The sequence below is a fragment of the Streptomyces sp. NBC_01283 genome (genome assembly GCF_041435335.1).
GTDB lineage: Bacteria > Actinomycetota > Actinomycetes > Streptomycetales > Streptomycetaceae > Streptomyces.
The window spans coordinates 6,160,246-6,174,233 of sequence record NZ_CP108430.1 but is presented as its reverse complement, the minus strand read 5'-3'; the positions used below and the strand labels follow the sequence as shown (position 1 = coordinate 6,174,233).

Here is a 13,988-nt window from a genome sequence, read left to right as displayed (position 1 = left end):
CGCACCGAAGCCGGTGCGGGCCCCACGTGCGTGCGGGTCGTGCGGGTCAGCTGTTGGCGATCTCTTCCTCGTTCGGGATCGCCCCGCCGAAGCGGCGGTCGCGTCCCGCGTATTCGAGGCAGGCGCGCCACAGGTCGCGCCGGTCGAAGTCCGGCCAGAGCACGTCCTGGAAGACCATCTCGGCGTAACTGGACTGCCAGATCAGGTAGTTGGAGGTGCGCTGTTCGCCGCTGGGGCGCAGGAACAGGTCCACGTCCGGCATGTCCGGGTAGTACATGTACTTGGCGAAGGTCTTCTCGTTGACCTTCGACGGGTCGAGCTTGCCCGCCGCGACGTCGCGCGCGATGGCCTGCGCGGCGTCCGCGATCTCGGCGCGTCCGCCGTAGTTGACGCAGAAGTACAGGGTCATCGCGTCGTTGTCGACGGTCTGCTCCTGGGCGATCTGGAGCTCCTGGACGACGGATTTCCACATCTTGGGCATGCGCCCCACCCAGCGGATCCGGATCCCGAGCTCGTTCATTTCATCCCGGCGCCTGCGAATGACGTCGCGGTTGAAGTTCATCAGGAAGCGGACCTCGTCGGGCGAGCGCTTCCAGTTCTCGGTGGAGAAGGCGTACAGCGAGAGGTTCTTGACGCCCATCTCCAGGCAGCCCTTGAGCACGTCGAGGACGACGCCCTCGCCGACCTTGTGCCCCTCGGTGCGCGGCAGCCCCCGCTCCTTGGCCCAACGGCCGTTGCCGTCCATGACGCACGCCACATGCTGCGGCACCAGCTCGCCGGGGATCTTCGGCGGAGTGGCGCCCGAGGGGTGCGGCTCGGGGACCTTGTACTCACGGCGGGACCGTCCGAGGATTCCGCGTCGTGCCATGGGGGGCTCTCTCCTACCTAGCTGTTCTCTGTACGTGACGTGCTTACGTGCCTGCGCGCCTGCGCGCCTGCGTACTTACGTGGTTTTCTCTACGTACCGCAATGAGCGGAGCCCGCGCTCCAAGTGCCAGTGCAGATAGGCGGAAACAAGCCCGCTGCCCTCCCTGACATGCCGTGCCTCGCACGCGTCCGCCGTCTCCCAGTCCCCGGTGAGCAGCGCACCGAGCAGGCCGAGGGCTTCCGACGAGGGTACGACGCTGCCGGGTACCCGGCAGTCGACGCAGACGGAGCCGCCCGCGGCCACGGAGAAGAACCGGTTCGGACCGGGCATTCCGCACTTCGCGCAGGAGTCGAAGCTGGGTGCGTACCCGTTCACGGCGAGGGAGCGAAGAAGAAACGCGTCGAGGATGAGGTGCGGCTCGTGCTCGCCGTTGGCGAGGGTCCGCAGTCCTCCGACGAGCAGCAGGTACTGCTGCACGGCGGGCTCGCCCTCGTGGTCGGTGAAGCGCTCGGCGGTCTCCAGCATGGCCGTGCCGGCGGTGTAGCGCGCGTAGTCCGTGACGATTCCGCCACCGTACGGAGCGATGATCTCACTCTGTGTGCACAACGGGAGGCCGCGTCCGATGAGTTCGCTGCCGCGTGAGAAGAACTGCACGTCGACGTGCGAGAAGGGTTCGAGCCGCGCGCCGAACTTGGACTTCGTGCGCCGCACGCCGCGGGCGACGGCGCGGACCCGGCCGTGGCTGCGGGTGAGCAGCGTGATGATGCGGTCCGCCTCACCCAGCTTCTGGGTGCGCAGCACGACGCCGTCATCACGGAACAGACTCATGGCCCCATTCTCGCGTACGGGGCCGACAGCCGTGGCCGGTGGGCTCCGGATCGCCCGTACCTCTGGCCGTATCCCTCACAGCTGCCAAAATGCCCGCATGAAGAGTGAGCTGTTCTCCACGGAGCACATGGCGCAGCAGTCCGTCGTCCCCGGGATGACCCTGCAGAACGCCAAGTCCATCAAGTACGCGGTCAACGGTGAGATGCACGCGCGGCAGGGCGCGATGATCGCCTACCGCGGCGACCTGCAGTTCGAGCGCAAGGGCCAGGGCGTGGGCGGCATGCTCAAGCGGGCGATGACCGGTGAGGGTCTGCCGCTGATGGCGGTGCGCGGTCAGGGTGAGGCGTGGTTCGCGCACGAGGCGCAGAACTGTTTCATCGTCGACATCGAGCCGGGCGACGTCCTCACCGTCAACGGCCGCAACGTCCTGTGCTTCGACGCGACGCTGTCGTACGAGATAAAGACGGTGAAGGGTGCGGGCGTCACGGGCGGTGGCCTCTTCAACAGTGTTTTCACGGGTTCCGGGCAGCTCGGTCTGGTCTGTGACGGCAACCCGCTGGTGATTCCGGTGTCGCCGCAGCAGCCGGTGTACGTGGACACGGACGCAGTGGTCGGCTGGACCGCGAACCTGGACACGTCGCTGCACCGCTCGCAGTCGATCGGCTCCATGATCAGGGGTGGTTCCGGCGAGGCGGTGCAGTTGCTGCTGCGCGGCGAGGGGTATGTCATCGTGCGGCCGAGCGAGGCGACTCCGCAGAAGCCGCAGCAGCACTAGGGCGCTGCTACCCGCGGCGGGCGGGGCGCGCCTGGTCGGGCCTGCTGATCGCTTCCCAGGGGGCGAGGTTCCAGGGGCTGGTCCGGTTCGCCGGGTCCAGGAGGGCTTTCAGATGGGCGTCGGAGACGGCCTGGGGCGCGGGGAAGTCCTGGTCCTCCGTGCCTTCAAGGCTCTCCCGCCAGACCTGCCTGCCGAGGAGGTAGTGGTCGGCGTACTCCTGCCAGGAGGCGTACGTCCCCGCGACCGTCGGTACGACGTTCTTGAGCCGCGCCCAGGTGTCGGCCTCGCTCAGCATGCCGCAGGCGTAGCCGCGCCGGGAGATGTCCACGTACAGCGCGATGTCCCAGGCCAGGGGCGCCACACCGGTGCGCCGCCGGGCCATGGCGCGGTAGCCGGTGCTGGCGAGTCCGCTCAGGCGCCCGAGCAGTTGCTCGGGGGCGGTGATCTCCCACTGCTCGGCCAGCCACTTCTGGGCCTTGCCGTCGTCGACGCGGGTGAACGGATACAGGGTGGTCCGTGAGGCGTCCTTGTCCCGGCTGACCGGCGCGCTCAGCGACACCATCCAGAGCTGGTGCATGGTGAGCGGCGTCGGGTACCTGGACTCGACCCTGGGCTTTCTCCACTTCCATATGGCCATGCGCCCGCACCTTACGTCACGGCACTTCACCCCGGCTCCGGGCGTTGGCATAGGCCGTCGCCGCACGCAGCCGCTCCGCCGTGGTGGCGGTCCTGAGCGCGTCCGGCACGCAGTCCCACTCCCTCCCGCCGCCGAAGGGCCGGAGCTGGACGTAGGGCCCTTCGTGGCCCATCACGCGGCCCACTTGTCCGGTGCGGGTGTCCACGGCGTAGGCGCCGACGGGCAGATACAGATTCACTTCGGCTCACCGCCCGCCAATTCAATGAGCGGACAGGGGGCTTCGCGGGCCCAGGATGTGGGGCCGATCCGCAATGACGGAAGAATAATTCCGGCCCGCGCGAGTGCGGCACGCAATTCCTTCACGGTCTCCTCCGCTTCTTCGACGCACGGCGCCGAGTGCGCCTGTCCATCAGCCATGAAGGGGCTCCCCTTTCCCATCGGATTTCACGCTTCACGTGCCGATGGCAACGGCCTCGTCCTACACTCGACAGGAGTCTGTGCCGCACAACTGCTGTGCAGTGAAAGGTGGTTGGCCATGGCCAATGGTTCGCGGCAGGCGGCTTGGGAGTTCTTCGGGGCGGAGTTGAAGCGGCGTCGAGAGGCCGCTGGTTTCACCCAGTCGGCGCTGGGGGTGCAGGTCTTTGTGTCCGGCGGATACATCGGCCTATTCGAACAGGCCATTCGCAAACCACAGTTGGATGTGGCGCAGCGACTCGACGAGGTTCTGCAAACCGATGGCATTTTCGAGCGAATGTGCCGCAAGCTCATCAAGGATCAGCCGTATACGGAGTACTTCGCGCATGCTGCGGAGTTGGAGCGGCTGGCGACGGAGATCTGCGACTTCGCTCCGGCAGTGGTCCCGGGCCTTCTGCAGACCTCTGAGTACGCACGAGCCGTCTTCCTGGGCAGTAACCCTCTCGCCACCGACGAGTACGTCGAGGAGCTCGTCAGGGCCCGTATGGACCGCACGTTGATCCTCAAGGACGCGACACGTCCGGTGTACTGGGCGATCCTGCACGAGACGGCGCTGTGCGTACCGGTCGGCGGTCCCGCCGCGATGGCCCGGCAGCTCGATCACGTCGCGGCGATGGCACGCGAGCGCAGGGTGGTGGTCCAGGTGCTCCCGTTCGCGGCCGGGGCGTACTCGCCGATGGGCAAGATGATGCGGCTCATGGAGTTCGAGGACGCACCGCCAACTGTCTATACAGAGGCCGTGTTTTCGGGCAACTTGCTGGACGATCCGGCTGTGGTGAAGCGGACCAGGTCGTCTTACGATCAGCTCAGGGCCGTCGCGTTGTCGCCGGAGGCGTCCCTGGATCTGATCGATTCGGCGTCGGAGGTTTTCAGACGATGCGCGAGTACGACCTGAGCAACGCCCGTTGGCGCAAGAGCAGCCACAGTGGCGGCGACGGCGGAGAGGAATGCATAGAGGTCGCGTACGACTTCGTCCCCGGCATCATCCCCGTCCGTGACAGCAAGGCCCCGCAGGGCCCCGCCCTGCTCATCGGCGCCGAAGCCTGGGCCGCGTTCGTGGCGGGCGTCACGCGCTGAGCCGCGAGCAGGGCGGTCACCGCGCTGGCCGCCGCGGTCCTCGCACCGGTCGGGGTGAACGGACCCACGCAGGCCGCCGCCGCCAGCGCCACGGGCGCCGCTGGCGACGGCTTCCATCCAAGAAGGGGACGACGAACTGCGGACGCGGCAAGACCGCGCACGGCTTCGTGACGGCCACGGGGTACACCCCGCAAGGTGCGGTGGAAGGTCACCAATGAGTGGGGCGCGGGCAAGGACAACCTCAGCAAGGTGTACGCCTACTGCAGCAAGGGCGGCGGAAAGCCGAGGAGCGGCCGCTCCACCAAGGTGATGGCCAAGAAGAGCGGCACAAAGAGCTGCGCCCGCGGGAAGCAGGTCGTCATCCGCTCCTGGGGCATGGGCTGGGTCCGGCACAAGTTCAAGTCCACCAAGGCGGGTTCGAGGGTCTACACCCATGACCTCACCCGGCAGGGATACCTCATGGACACCCGCATCACGCCGACCAACATGCGCAAGGTGAAGTGGGTGGCCAGGGCGCACGAAGGGGTCTACCAGAACGGCGGCAGCTGAAGGAGATGAATCTCCACTGCGGCAAGATCTAGGGCATGTGCTGCCGGGGTCCCCGCCGGAAGGCGGCGGGGACCCCGGTGCCGAACCAGGTGCACGACCTCACGGCACGCGCGTGAGGGGCTCGCCGTCCAGGATGCGCGTCTCGGACTCGGTCGCCTGACGCTTCCATTCCGGGGCGAGGGCGGTGTACGTCGTGACGTCGTGCCAGATGCCGCTGGTGTGGAACAGCTGCCGCAGGTTGGCCTCCGGGGCGAACCCGGCGGCCCGCATGACGCCTTGCATGTGGGTGTGGTCGCTCCGGTGGCCCGCCCACACGCGATGCAGGCCCAGCTGACCGAAGGCGTAGGCCAGCAGCAGACGGCCCGCTTCGTGGGTGTGGCCGCTGGCGGGTGACCCCGGCAGCACGACGAGGCCGGTGATCATCGCGTTGCTGCCGTAGTCCTCGCGCAGGAGACCGATGGTGCCGATCATGGTGTCCGGCTCGGGAGAGGGCGGGCAGACCGCGAGCGTGTACTTGCGGCGGGATTCCGTGAGCGGTTGGGCCAGCGCGCGGATGAAGGACTTCTCGGCCTGCGGTCTGTCGAGGCGGTCGGTGCCCAGGTACCGGGTCAGGCCCCGGTGCGTGAAGATCCGTACGTAGGTCTCCCGGTCGTCGAGACACAGTTCTCGCAGCCGCAGGTGTGTGCCGTGCAGTGCGGGCATCGCGCTCACCGGGCGCCCTCGGCGGTGGGCGAGACACGGGAGGCGGGGACGTCGGCGGCGGGGATAAGGGCGTCGAGATCGACGCTGTAGCTGCCCGAGGGGACGGGCTCGCCCAGCAGGATGCGGCGGGCGCTGTCGGTGACCAACGCCCCGCCGAGCAGGACCCCGCTGGCGAGTTGCGGCCAGCTGGAGAGGGTGCGCCCGACCTGCGGGAGCGCCGCGGTCATCGCGGGGCTGAGCCGTTCGGCGCCCACGGCCCGCATCATGAAGGCCGTCAGCGCGGCACGGTCGAGCTGTCGTACGTCGGCGGCGGTCGTCTCTCCGATGCGGCCGTGGAAGAGGGGGCGGTCCGGTTCCATGTCGAAGCGCTCGATGTCGAGCAGTCCGCGGTCGTTCGCCTCCATGAGGACGGGAATCTTTCGCTCGCGGGCCAGTTCACGGGCGGCGACCTTGGCCCACGGGCTGTCGCATTCCTCGATCAGCAGATCAGGTCCGGCCTTGACGAACGCGGCCAGCGAGGCCTCGCCGAGGCCTTCCCGGTAGATCTCGACGTGGAGGTAGGGGTCCAGCTCGGCCATGGCCCGTGCGCACAGCACCGTCTTCTCGACGCCCAGTTCGTGGACGCCGGCCCGCAGCCGGTTGAGGTTCGACAGGCTCAGTCGGTCGAAGTCGGTGAGGAGGAAGGTTCCGCCGACGCCTTCCGCGGCGCACGCCAGTGCGGCGGCGGCACCCACGGAGAGGCCGATCACCCCGATTCTCCGGGTGAGCAGGGCACGCTGCTGGGAGCGGGTGATCTTTCCGCGGTTGCGGTCGGTACGAACGAGTCGGTACTCGTCCCTGGGCAGTACGTGCACGAGACGGCCCGACCACGGGTACCAGGCCCAAGTCCCGTACGCGTCGCCGGGGACGCCATCGGTCACCCGGGAGACGGCGGCCGCCAGTTCCGCACCCCCGAGCCCCGCGTCGGGCGAGAGGCACCGGACGAGCTCTTCGAGCTGTGCGTCGATCTGGTCGTGGACGTCGCGCACCCGGCCGGACGCGCGGAGATCGTGCAGAGCTTCGCGCTCCGATGGCCTGGAGAGATCGAACAGGACAGGGCGAAACGATTCCCTGTGGTGAGCACGCGTCGGTTCGGCCACTGAAGTGGAGTTGTTCACGAGCGCCAAAAATAGCCGGGTGATCGACAACTTCGACGGCCCATCACCCTGGGGCGCACTCTCGAATTGATCTTCGCATGACGCACGCCCCCCTGCCCCTCCCGTGCCCCCCTCATGCGCCCTCTGACCTGGGACCGATCAGGCCTCAGGCGGCCGTCTCACGCCGATAGCGCACCTCGGCCCGCCCCTCGACCTCCACCTCGCCCACGGCCACGAACCCGGCGCGGACGAGCACTGTCCGCGACCCGGCGTTGTCGGCGTACGTCGCCGCCCGCAGCGCGCGCAGCCCGTACTCGGCACCGGCGATCCCGCACACCTGCCGCACGGCGGAGGTGGCGAGCCCGCGCCCGGTCACCCGCTCGGCGATGCGGTAACCGAGCTCGGCCTCGCCCTCCGCCACATCCACCAGATTGACGCGCCCGAGCACCGCCCCCTCTTCGTCCACGAGCACATGGAAGTGACAGCTGCCGTCCGCCTGTTCGGCGAGCAGGGCCGCGTGCCGCGCGGCGAACCCGGTGAAGTAGGCGTCGCCACGATCGGGGACGGACCTGGCGAAGAACTCCCGGTTCTCCCGCTCGAAGGCGAGCAGGGCGGGAGCGTGACCGGGGCGCAGACGCTGGAGTTCGGGCATACCGCGACGCTAACCCCGTCGGACAGGGCGCCGCACCGGGAATTGCTGCCGGGCGGCGTCCCGGAAGGGGAGCCGCCTTGGGCGCCGGGGCGCCGGGTGCCGGTCAGCGGCTCTCCCGCCGCACCTCCACACTCAAGTCCCCTTCGTTCAGCACCACATGCAGCCGGTCCCCCGCTGCCGTCACCCGCGTCCGCGCCCGCACCCCCTCGGGAAGGTCCGGCAAGGTCGGCCGCACGCCGCATTCCGCTCGCACGCGGTCCAGGAGTGCGCGCATCTCCTTGGGGGCGGGGCGTGTGCTCAGGTACCAGGCCGTTCCTTCGCCGTAGGTGTGGCGGGTCACCGTCGGGGCGCCTTCGGGGGACGAGGTCACCGCCTGCGCTCCCTCCAGGTGGATCTCCTCCGTCCAGGTGCCGTCGGGGCGGGGGTCGAACTCCTCCACGCGTAGGCCAAGGAGGGCGCGGAAGGGGGCCGGGTAGCCGCCGAGGTGGACCCGGTCGTGTTCGTCGGTGATTCCGGAGAAGTAGGACATGACCACCGTGCCGCCGGTTCTGACATACGTGCAGATGCGTTCCGCTGTCTCATTCGTCACCGAGTAAAGATTGGGGATCAGGAGCAGGCGATACCTGGTCAAGGCCGCCAGATCCGTTTTCGCTGACACCACGTCGCAGGCCACCGACGCGTCGTACAGCGGCTTGTGGTGGGCCAGGGCCGCGTCCAGGAGCCGTACGTCCGCGCTGGGGTGCGCGTCCAGTTCCAGGGCCCACCAGCTGGGCCAGTCCAGGAGCAGGGCCGCGTCCGCCCGCTCGGGGCGGGAACCCAACAGATCGGGGTACGAGGCCAGTTCCGCGCCCAGCTCGCGCACCTCCCGGAAGATCCGCGTCTCCCGGCCCCCGTGCGGCACCATCGCCGAGTGGAACTTCTCTGCGCCCCCGCGCGACTGCCGCCACTGGAAGAACAGCACCGAGTCCGCGCCGTGCGCCACCGCCTGCCAGCTGTCCAGGCGCATCCGGCCCGGCGGCTTCCTGCCGTTGCGCTCACGCCAGTTGACCGCTCCCGGGGCCTGTTCCAGGAGCAGCCACGGCCGGCCGTCCTTCAGTCCGCGCATGACGTCGTACGAGAAGGCCGTCCGGTGCGGGGCGGACTCGTCGTGCGGGTCCGGGTAGGAGTCGTACGCGATCACGTCCAGGTGGGGGGCCCACGCGAACAGGTCAAGGGTCTTTGCCAGCGGGACGAAGTTCGTCGTGACCGGTACGTCCGGTGTGATGCGGGTCAGGACCTCCTTCTCCGCCAGGTAGCACGCCAGGAGCTCGTCCGACGAGAAGCGCCAGTAGTCCAGCTGCTGGGCCGGGTTGCGGAACGACGGGGCCTTGCGCGGGGTGTGGATCTCCTCGAAGGTGCCGTAGCGCTGCGACCAGAAGTCCGTCGACCAGGCGTCGTTGAGCTCCGCCACCGTGCCGTAGCGCTGCCGCAGCCAACCGCGGAACGCCGCCGTCGACACCTCGCAGTGGCAGTGGCGCGAGATGTGGCAGCCGTATTCGTTGCCGATGTGCCAGAGGGCCAGCGCGGGGTGCGTGCCATAGCGCGTGGCCAGGCGCTCGGCGAGGCGTACGGCGTGGGTGCGGTGGACCGGGCTGGACGGGCACCAGTGCTGGCGCGAGCCAGGATGCAGGCGGACCCCGTCCTCCGTGACCGGGAGGACGGAGGGGTGCAGGCGCGTCAGCCAGGGGGGCGGGGACGCCGTCATCGTGGCCAGGCCGACCGCGACGCCCGCCTCCGCCAGGCGGTCCAGGTGACCGTCGAGCCAGGTGAAATCGTATGCCCCCGGGGCGGGCTCCGTCTTCGCCCAGGAGAAGATCCCGAGCGTCACGAGATTCACGCCCGCCTCGCGCATCAACTCGGCGTCCTCGGCGTGGACTTCGGGGCCCCACTGCTCGGGGTTGTAGTCCCCGCCGTACCCGAGGGACGCGAGACGCCCGTAGAGGCGTCGCAGGCGCGCGGTTTCATCCATGGCCGACAACGTAGGACGTCGGCTCACCCGTCGCCAGAGGCGGAGGAGGCCGTGGATGAGGAGGACGTTTTCGGTGGGGCCAGGCAGGCCGGGTCCGGTACGGCACAGCCCTCGGTCGGCTCGGCCGGCTGGCAGAGCATCAGTGCCACGTCGTCGGCCAGCGGCGCCCCCGTGTGCTCGGTCACCCGCGCGTAGAGCGCGTCCAGCGCGTCCGACGCCAGCGGTTCGGCCAGCGCGTGGGCGGCGCCCTCGCTCAGCGGGAAGTCGGTGCCGTCCGCGTCACGCGCCTCGCTGAGCCCGTCCGTGTAGAACAGCATCCGGTCGCCGGGCTGCAGCCAGCTCCGGTGCATCACGGGCTTCGAGCCGAGCCCCAACGGCACGGCGGGCGCCGGAGCTTCGAGCAGCTTGACCCGCCGGCCGACGCGCAGCGGCGCGGGATGCCCGCAGTTGACGAGCCGCACCTCACCCTGGGCGAACTCGGCGAAGACGGCGGTGACGAAGTCCTCCGGGCCCAGCTCCGGCGTGATCCGCGCGTCCAGGGCCCGCGCCAGGTCGGGCAGGCGCGGGGTGGTGTAGGCGAGGTCGCGGAACGCTCCGATGACCCCGGCCGAGATGCGCAGCGCCTCCAGGTCGTGGCCGCGTACGTCCCCCATGAACACCCGGAGTCCGTACGGCGTGTGCGCGATGTCGTACACGTCCCCGGCCACCGTCGCCCCCTGGACCGGGCAGTGGTGGCGGGTGCAGACGTCGATGCCGCCGATCTGCTCGGACACCGGCCGCAGGATCGCGCCCTGCGCCGCCCGCGCCACCTCCGTGGCCCGGGCCAGCGCGACCTCTCCCGCGCTCTGCCGGGCGGCGACGACGACGGCCAGCGCGCCTCCCGCGAGCAGCACCAGGAACTCCACCAGGAAGGGTGGGCCCGGGAACGCGGGGAAGCTGCGCGTCACTCCTGCCGTCACGGCGAGGAGCACGGTCCAGCCTGCCGTGGCGGCCGTGTGCCGGACGCCGTGCCGGACACAGGACGCCAGTGGGCCGATCAGCAGCATGGCGGCGGCCGGCTCCCAGCCCGCGGCGAAGATTCCCGGGGCGGCGAGAACGGAGCAGACGGTCAGGGGCAGCACACGGCTCACCCTCGCGCCCCACCGCTCACGCCATCCTTCACGGATGGCCATGCGCAGGCCCCCTGACTCTGTGTAACCCCGCTCTCGTGAACGGCAACTATGGCGTAAGGGCCATAGATTCACGGCCCGTTGACAGGAGCAGGGCTCTTGATGATCAGGACTGACTCCGCCATGCGGGTATTTGCACGTCTGGCCGGTGAGGGGGTGCCACTTGCGGCGACCATGCCCCTGCCGGGCCCTCGCGGAGGAGAGCGCCATCGAAGCCATGTTGGGAGAGTCACGCCTCGTGACGCTGACCGGAGTGGGGGGGTCGGCAAGTCGCGCCTGGCGCTGCGGGCCGCCCGCCGGGCCGAGCGGGTCTTCGCCCCCGGGGCGCGGCTGATCCAGCTGGCACCGCTGCGCGAGGCGTCGCTGCTCGGTGCCGTACCCCTTGAGGAGCCGTACCTGGCCGACCAGAGCACCAGGCCCGCCGAGGACGTGGTCGCCGAGTGGCTCGCCGACAAGCAGCTCCTCCGGGTCCTCGACTCGTGCGAACACCTCGTCGAGGCGTGCGCCCGGCTGGTGCGGACCCTAGCCCACGCCCCGCGACTCCTGCCCCGACCGCGCCTCGATCCCCCGGAAGTGGTCCGCCATCGCGCGCTGAGCCCGCTCCACGTCCCGTGCCCGCAGCGCCGTCACGATGTCCCGGTGTCTGCGCACCGTCACCTCCGGGGCGGGGTCACGGGCCCACCCCCGTACGCCCGCCACCCGGTGGAAGACGTTCCAGAACGCGCCGAGCAGCTGCGGCACCAGCTCGTTGCCCAGCGAGCGGTAGAGCGTCTCGTGGAACTCGCGGTCGAGGTCGGGGAAGGCGGCGCCCGTGCCCGCCGATTCCTCCATCTTGCGGACCAGAGACTCCAGTTGGGACAGTTCATCGTCCGTGAGCAGGACCGCGACCCGGCGCACCAGGCCCTCCTCAAGGACCTCGCGCACCTGAAGTATCTCCGCGAGCGCATGGGTGTCGTCCGCGAGCTGCACCAGTGTGCGGAAGGTGAGCCCGTCGGCCAGCGGCATCAGCGACGCCTGCCCGACGTACGTTCCGTAGCCGTGTCTGATCTCCACGATGTCCAGGGCCTGGAGCGCCTTGAGTGCCTCGCGCACCGAGTTCCTGCTGACCCCGAGTTCCTCCATCAGCTCGGCCTCGGTGGGCAGCAGCGCGCCCGGCCGGAGTTTCCTGTCGAGGATCAACTGCATGACTGCGCGCTGGACTTGGCTGCCCACACGCCGTTCGCGGACTGGCTCCTGAGGCATGCGGCACATCGTAGGCACGGATGACATCCCACGTCCCACCTCCGGACCAACATCGTCCGGCATGGCCCGGATTCGGATCCGTGCGCGATCTCTTGACCGGCCATCGCGGCGCTCCTATGGTCGCCACGCCACTACGACGTAGGACGTGGGATCTCTCAAGGGAGACACAGTGAGCGACCAGAAGACCAGCATCGCCTCCACCGGACCCGCACCGGACCGCCGGTCCTTCCTCAGGTACACCGGTGCGCTGGGCGCGGCGGCCGCCCTCACCACCTCGCTCTCCGCCTGCTCGTCGGGGCCCGAGTCCACGAATGACGCGGGAGGGGGCGGCGGCACGGGCGGCGACTCCACCCTCACCGCCGTCATCGGCTATGGGAACGACGGCAGTTGGGATCCGACGCAGACCGCGTCCGCCTTCGCGATGGCCGGCAACGAACACATCTACGAGGGCCTGCTCAACACCGATCCCATCACGCGCGAGCCGTACCCCGCGCTCGCCACGCAGATCCCCTCCGACCACAAGGCGACCACCTGGAAGTTCACGCTGCGGCCCGGCGCCAAGTGGCACGACGGGAAGCCCGTGACCGCCGACGACGTGGTGTTCGTCTTCGACCGCATCCTGGACCCCAAGACGCAGACGCTGGCCAAGGGCTTCTTCGAGAGCTGGCTGAAGGGCGTCAAGAAGATCGACGCGACGACCGTCGAACTCACCCTGAGGTTCCCCTTCCCGGACGGTCTGGCCCGGCTCTCCCTCGCCAAGATCATGCCGAAGCACGTCTTCTCCAAGCCGGGCGCCTGGGACGAGGCGACCAAGGGCAAGGCGGTGGGCTCGGGCCCGTACAAGCAGGTGTCGCACCACCCGAAGTCCAACACCACCTTCGAGGCGTTCGGCGACTACAACGGCCCGCGCAAGGCCGCCTTCAAGAAGATGAACTGGCTGACCATCGTGGACGCGGCACCCCGCGTCGCGAAGATCTCCGGCGGCAGCGCGGACGCGGAGATCTCCGACAACATCCCGTACGCCAACATCGAGCAGCTCAAGAAGGACGGCCTGACCGTCGAGGGCGGGGCGGGGATGAACAACCTGTTCCTGATGTTCAACACCGCGCACAAGCCCTTCGACGACGTCCGCGTACGGCAGGCGCTGCACTACGCCATCGACACCGAGAAGATGATCCAGGTCGCGCTCAAGGGCCACGGCAAGGCGTCGACCTCGTTCCTCAACGAGACCAACCCGGCCTACCGCCCGGCGAAGTCGGTCTACGCGTACGACCCGGCGAAGGCGAAGAAGCTCCTGAAGGAGGCCGGGGTCAAGGATCTGTCGATCAACCTCATGGCGGTGAACGTGAGCTGGATCGTCGACTGTCTGCCGACGATCAAGGCCTCGTGGGACGCGATCGGCGTCAAGACGACGCTCGACCCGCAGGAGACGACGGCCGTCTTCACCAAGATGGACCAGAAGAAGGACTACCAGATCGTCGCGGCGGCCTCGAACCCCAACCAGTTCGGCATCGACCCCGATCTGATCATGCACTACAACTACGGGCCCGAGAACCTGTGGATGGGTTACGCCCGCTGGGCGGACGACGCCGTCGCCAAGAAGCTCTTCAGGGACATGGACCAGGCGACGCGCGAGCCCGACGCGACCAAGAAGAAGACCATGGTCCAGGACTACATCGACACCGTCGCCGAGCAGGCGGTGATCTATCCGGTCGTGCACAACGAGCTGATGACCGCCTGGGACCCGAAGAAGCTCACCGGCATCAAGGCCCAGCCCTATCCGGGCATCAACCTCCTCCAGGCCAAGTGGGCCGACTAGGCAACCATCCGACTGGCCGACCGGCCGTCCCGGCACCACCGTTGGGAGTCGT

At 69.1% G+C, this 13,988-nt stretch carries 16 protein-coding genes; 5 read left to right on the top strand and 11 right to left on the bottom strand.

Annotated features, from left to right (window positions below):
• Nucleotides 1–46 precede the first annotated feature (46 nt).
• Together OG302_RS27910 and recO are read right to left on the bottom strand one after the other, a co-directional pair.
• Complete coding sequence (locus OG302_RS27910; protein WP_361827998.1) at nucleotides 47–868, bottom strand: isoprenyl transferase; 822 nt, start codon at nucleotides 866–868, stop codon at nucleotides 47–49.
• Between the two features lie 75 nt (nucleotides 869–943).
• Nucleotides 944–1,696: a DNA repair protein RecO gene (gene recO / locus OG302_RS27905; RefSeq protein WP_371529279.1), complete on the bottom strand. Its 753-nt coding sequence runs from the start codon at nucleotides 1,694–1,696 to the stop codon at nucleotides 944–946.
• Between the two features lie 97 nt (nucleotides 1,697–1,793).
• On the opposite strand from recO, the gene OG302_RS27900 reads away from it, so the two are divergent.
• Complete coding sequence (locus tag OG302_RS27900; protein ID WP_371529278.1) at nucleotides 1,794–2,471, top strand: AIM24 family protein; 678 nt, start codon at nucleotides 1,794–1,796, stop codon at nucleotides 2,469–2,471.
• 7 nt (nucleotides 2,472–2,478) lie between these two features.
• Here the strand turns inward: OG302_RS27900 and OG302_RS27895 are convergent, their stop codons facing one another.
• From OG302_RS27895 to OG302_RS27885, 3 genes are read right to left on the bottom strand one after another with little or no spacing between them, the layout of a single operon-like run.
• Nucleotides 2,479–3,108, bottom strand: a complete 630-nt coding sequence (locus OG302_RS27895; protein ID WP_371529277.1) for a DUF1266 domain-containing protein — start codon at nucleotides 3,106–3,108, stop codon at nucleotides 2,479–2,481.
• Between the two features lie 16 nt (nucleotides 3,109–3,124).
• On the bottom strand, nucleotides 3,125–3,346 hold the full coding sequence (locus OG302_RS27890) for a hypothetical protein (RefSeq protein WP_371750401.1): 222 nt from the start codon (nucleotides 3,344–3,346) through the stop codon (nucleotides 3,125–3,127).
• Complete coding sequence (locus OG302_RS27885; protein ID WP_371529276.1) at nucleotides 3,343–3,525, bottom strand: hypothetical protein; 183 nt, start codon at nucleotides 3,523–3,525, stop codon at nucleotides 3,343–3,345. Before OG302_RS27885 ends, OG302_RS27890 begins: the two co-directional genes overlap by 4 nt.
• Before the next feature lie 118 nt (nucleotides 3,526–3,643).
• Between OG302_RS27885 and OG302_RS27880 the strand changes: the two genes are divergently transcribed.
• The 3 genes from OG302_RS27880 (at nucleotide 3,644) to OG302_RS27870 (ending at nucleotide 5,208) form a co-directional block, all read left to right on the top strand.
• Complete coding sequence (locus OG302_RS27880; protein WP_371529275.1) at nucleotides 3,644–4,477, top strand: helix-turn-helix domain-containing protein; 834 nt, start codon at nucleotides 3,644–3,646, stop codon at nucleotides 4,475–4,477.
• Nucleotides 4,459–4,659, top strand: coding sequence for a DUF397 domain-containing protein (locus OG302_RS27875; RefSeq protein WP_371529274.1), 201 nt, complete (start codon nucleotides 4,459–4,461; stop codon nucleotides 4,657–4,659). The genes OG302_RS27880 and OG302_RS27875 overlap by 19 nt, the downstream gene beginning before the upstream one ends.
• A 195-nt stretch (nucleotides 4,660–4,854) precedes the next feature.
• Nucleotides 4,855–5,208: a hypothetical protein gene (locus OG302_RS27870; RefSeq protein ID WP_371529273.1), complete on the top strand. Its 354-nt coding sequence runs from the start codon at nucleotides 4,855–4,857 to the stop codon at nucleotides 5,206–5,208.
• Nucleotides 5,209–5,307: 99 nt separating this feature from the next.
• On the opposite strand, the gene OG302_RS27865 is transcribed toward OG302_RS27870, so the two are convergent.
• The 6 genes from OG302_RS27865 to OG302_RS27840 form a co-directional block, all read right to left on the bottom strand.
• Nucleotides 5,308–5,910, bottom strand: a complete 603-nt coding sequence (locus OG302_RS27865; protein WP_371529272.1) for a GNAT family N-acetyltransferase — start codon at nucleotides 5,908–5,910, stop codon at nucleotides 5,308–5,310.
• A gap of 5 nt (nucleotides 5,911–5,915) precedes the next feature.
• A complete protein-coding gene (locus OG302_RS27860; RefSeq protein WP_371529271.1) occupies nucleotides 5,916–6,938 on the bottom strand; it encodes a ThiF family adenylyltransferase in 1,023 nt (340 codons plus the stop codon).
• A 274-nt stretch (nucleotides 6,939–7,212) separates the two neighbouring features.
• Complete coding sequence (locus OG302_RS27855) at nucleotides 7,213–7,698, bottom strand: GNAT family N-acetyltransferase (protein WP_371529270.1); 486 nt, start codon at nucleotides 7,696–7,698, stop codon at nucleotides 7,213–7,215.
• 103 nt (nucleotides 7,699–7,801) lie between these two features.
• A complete protein-coding gene (locus tag OG302_RS27850; protein WP_371529269.1) occupies nucleotides 7,802–9,706 on the bottom strand; it encodes a beta-galactosidase in 1,905 nt (634 codons plus the stop codon).
• A gap of 23 nt (nucleotides 9,707–9,729) precedes the next feature.
• Complete coding sequence (locus OG302_RS27845; RefSeq protein WP_371529268.1) at nucleotides 9,730–10,878, bottom strand: PP2C family protein-serine/threonine phosphatase; 1,149 nt, start codon at nucleotides 10,876–10,878, stop codon at nucleotides 9,730–9,732.
• Between the two features lie 519 nt (nucleotides 10,879–11,397).
• Entirely contained in the window at nucleotides 11,398–12,126 is a 729-nt protein-coding gene (locus OG302_RS27840; RefSeq protein WP_371750251.1) for a FadR/GntR family transcriptional regulator, read from the bottom strand.
• A 160-nt stretch (nucleotides 12,127–12,286) separates the two neighbouring features.
• On the opposite strand from OG302_RS27840, the gene OG302_RS27835 reads away from it, so the two are divergent.
• Nucleotides 12,287–13,936 (top strand): ABC transporter substrate-binding protein, encoded by a 1,650-nt coding sequence (locus OG302_RS27835; RefSeq protein ID WP_371529267.1) that lies wholly within the window; start codon nucleotides 12,287–12,289, stop codon nucleotides 13,934–13,936.
• Nucleotides 13,937–13,988 lie beyond the last annotated feature (52 nt).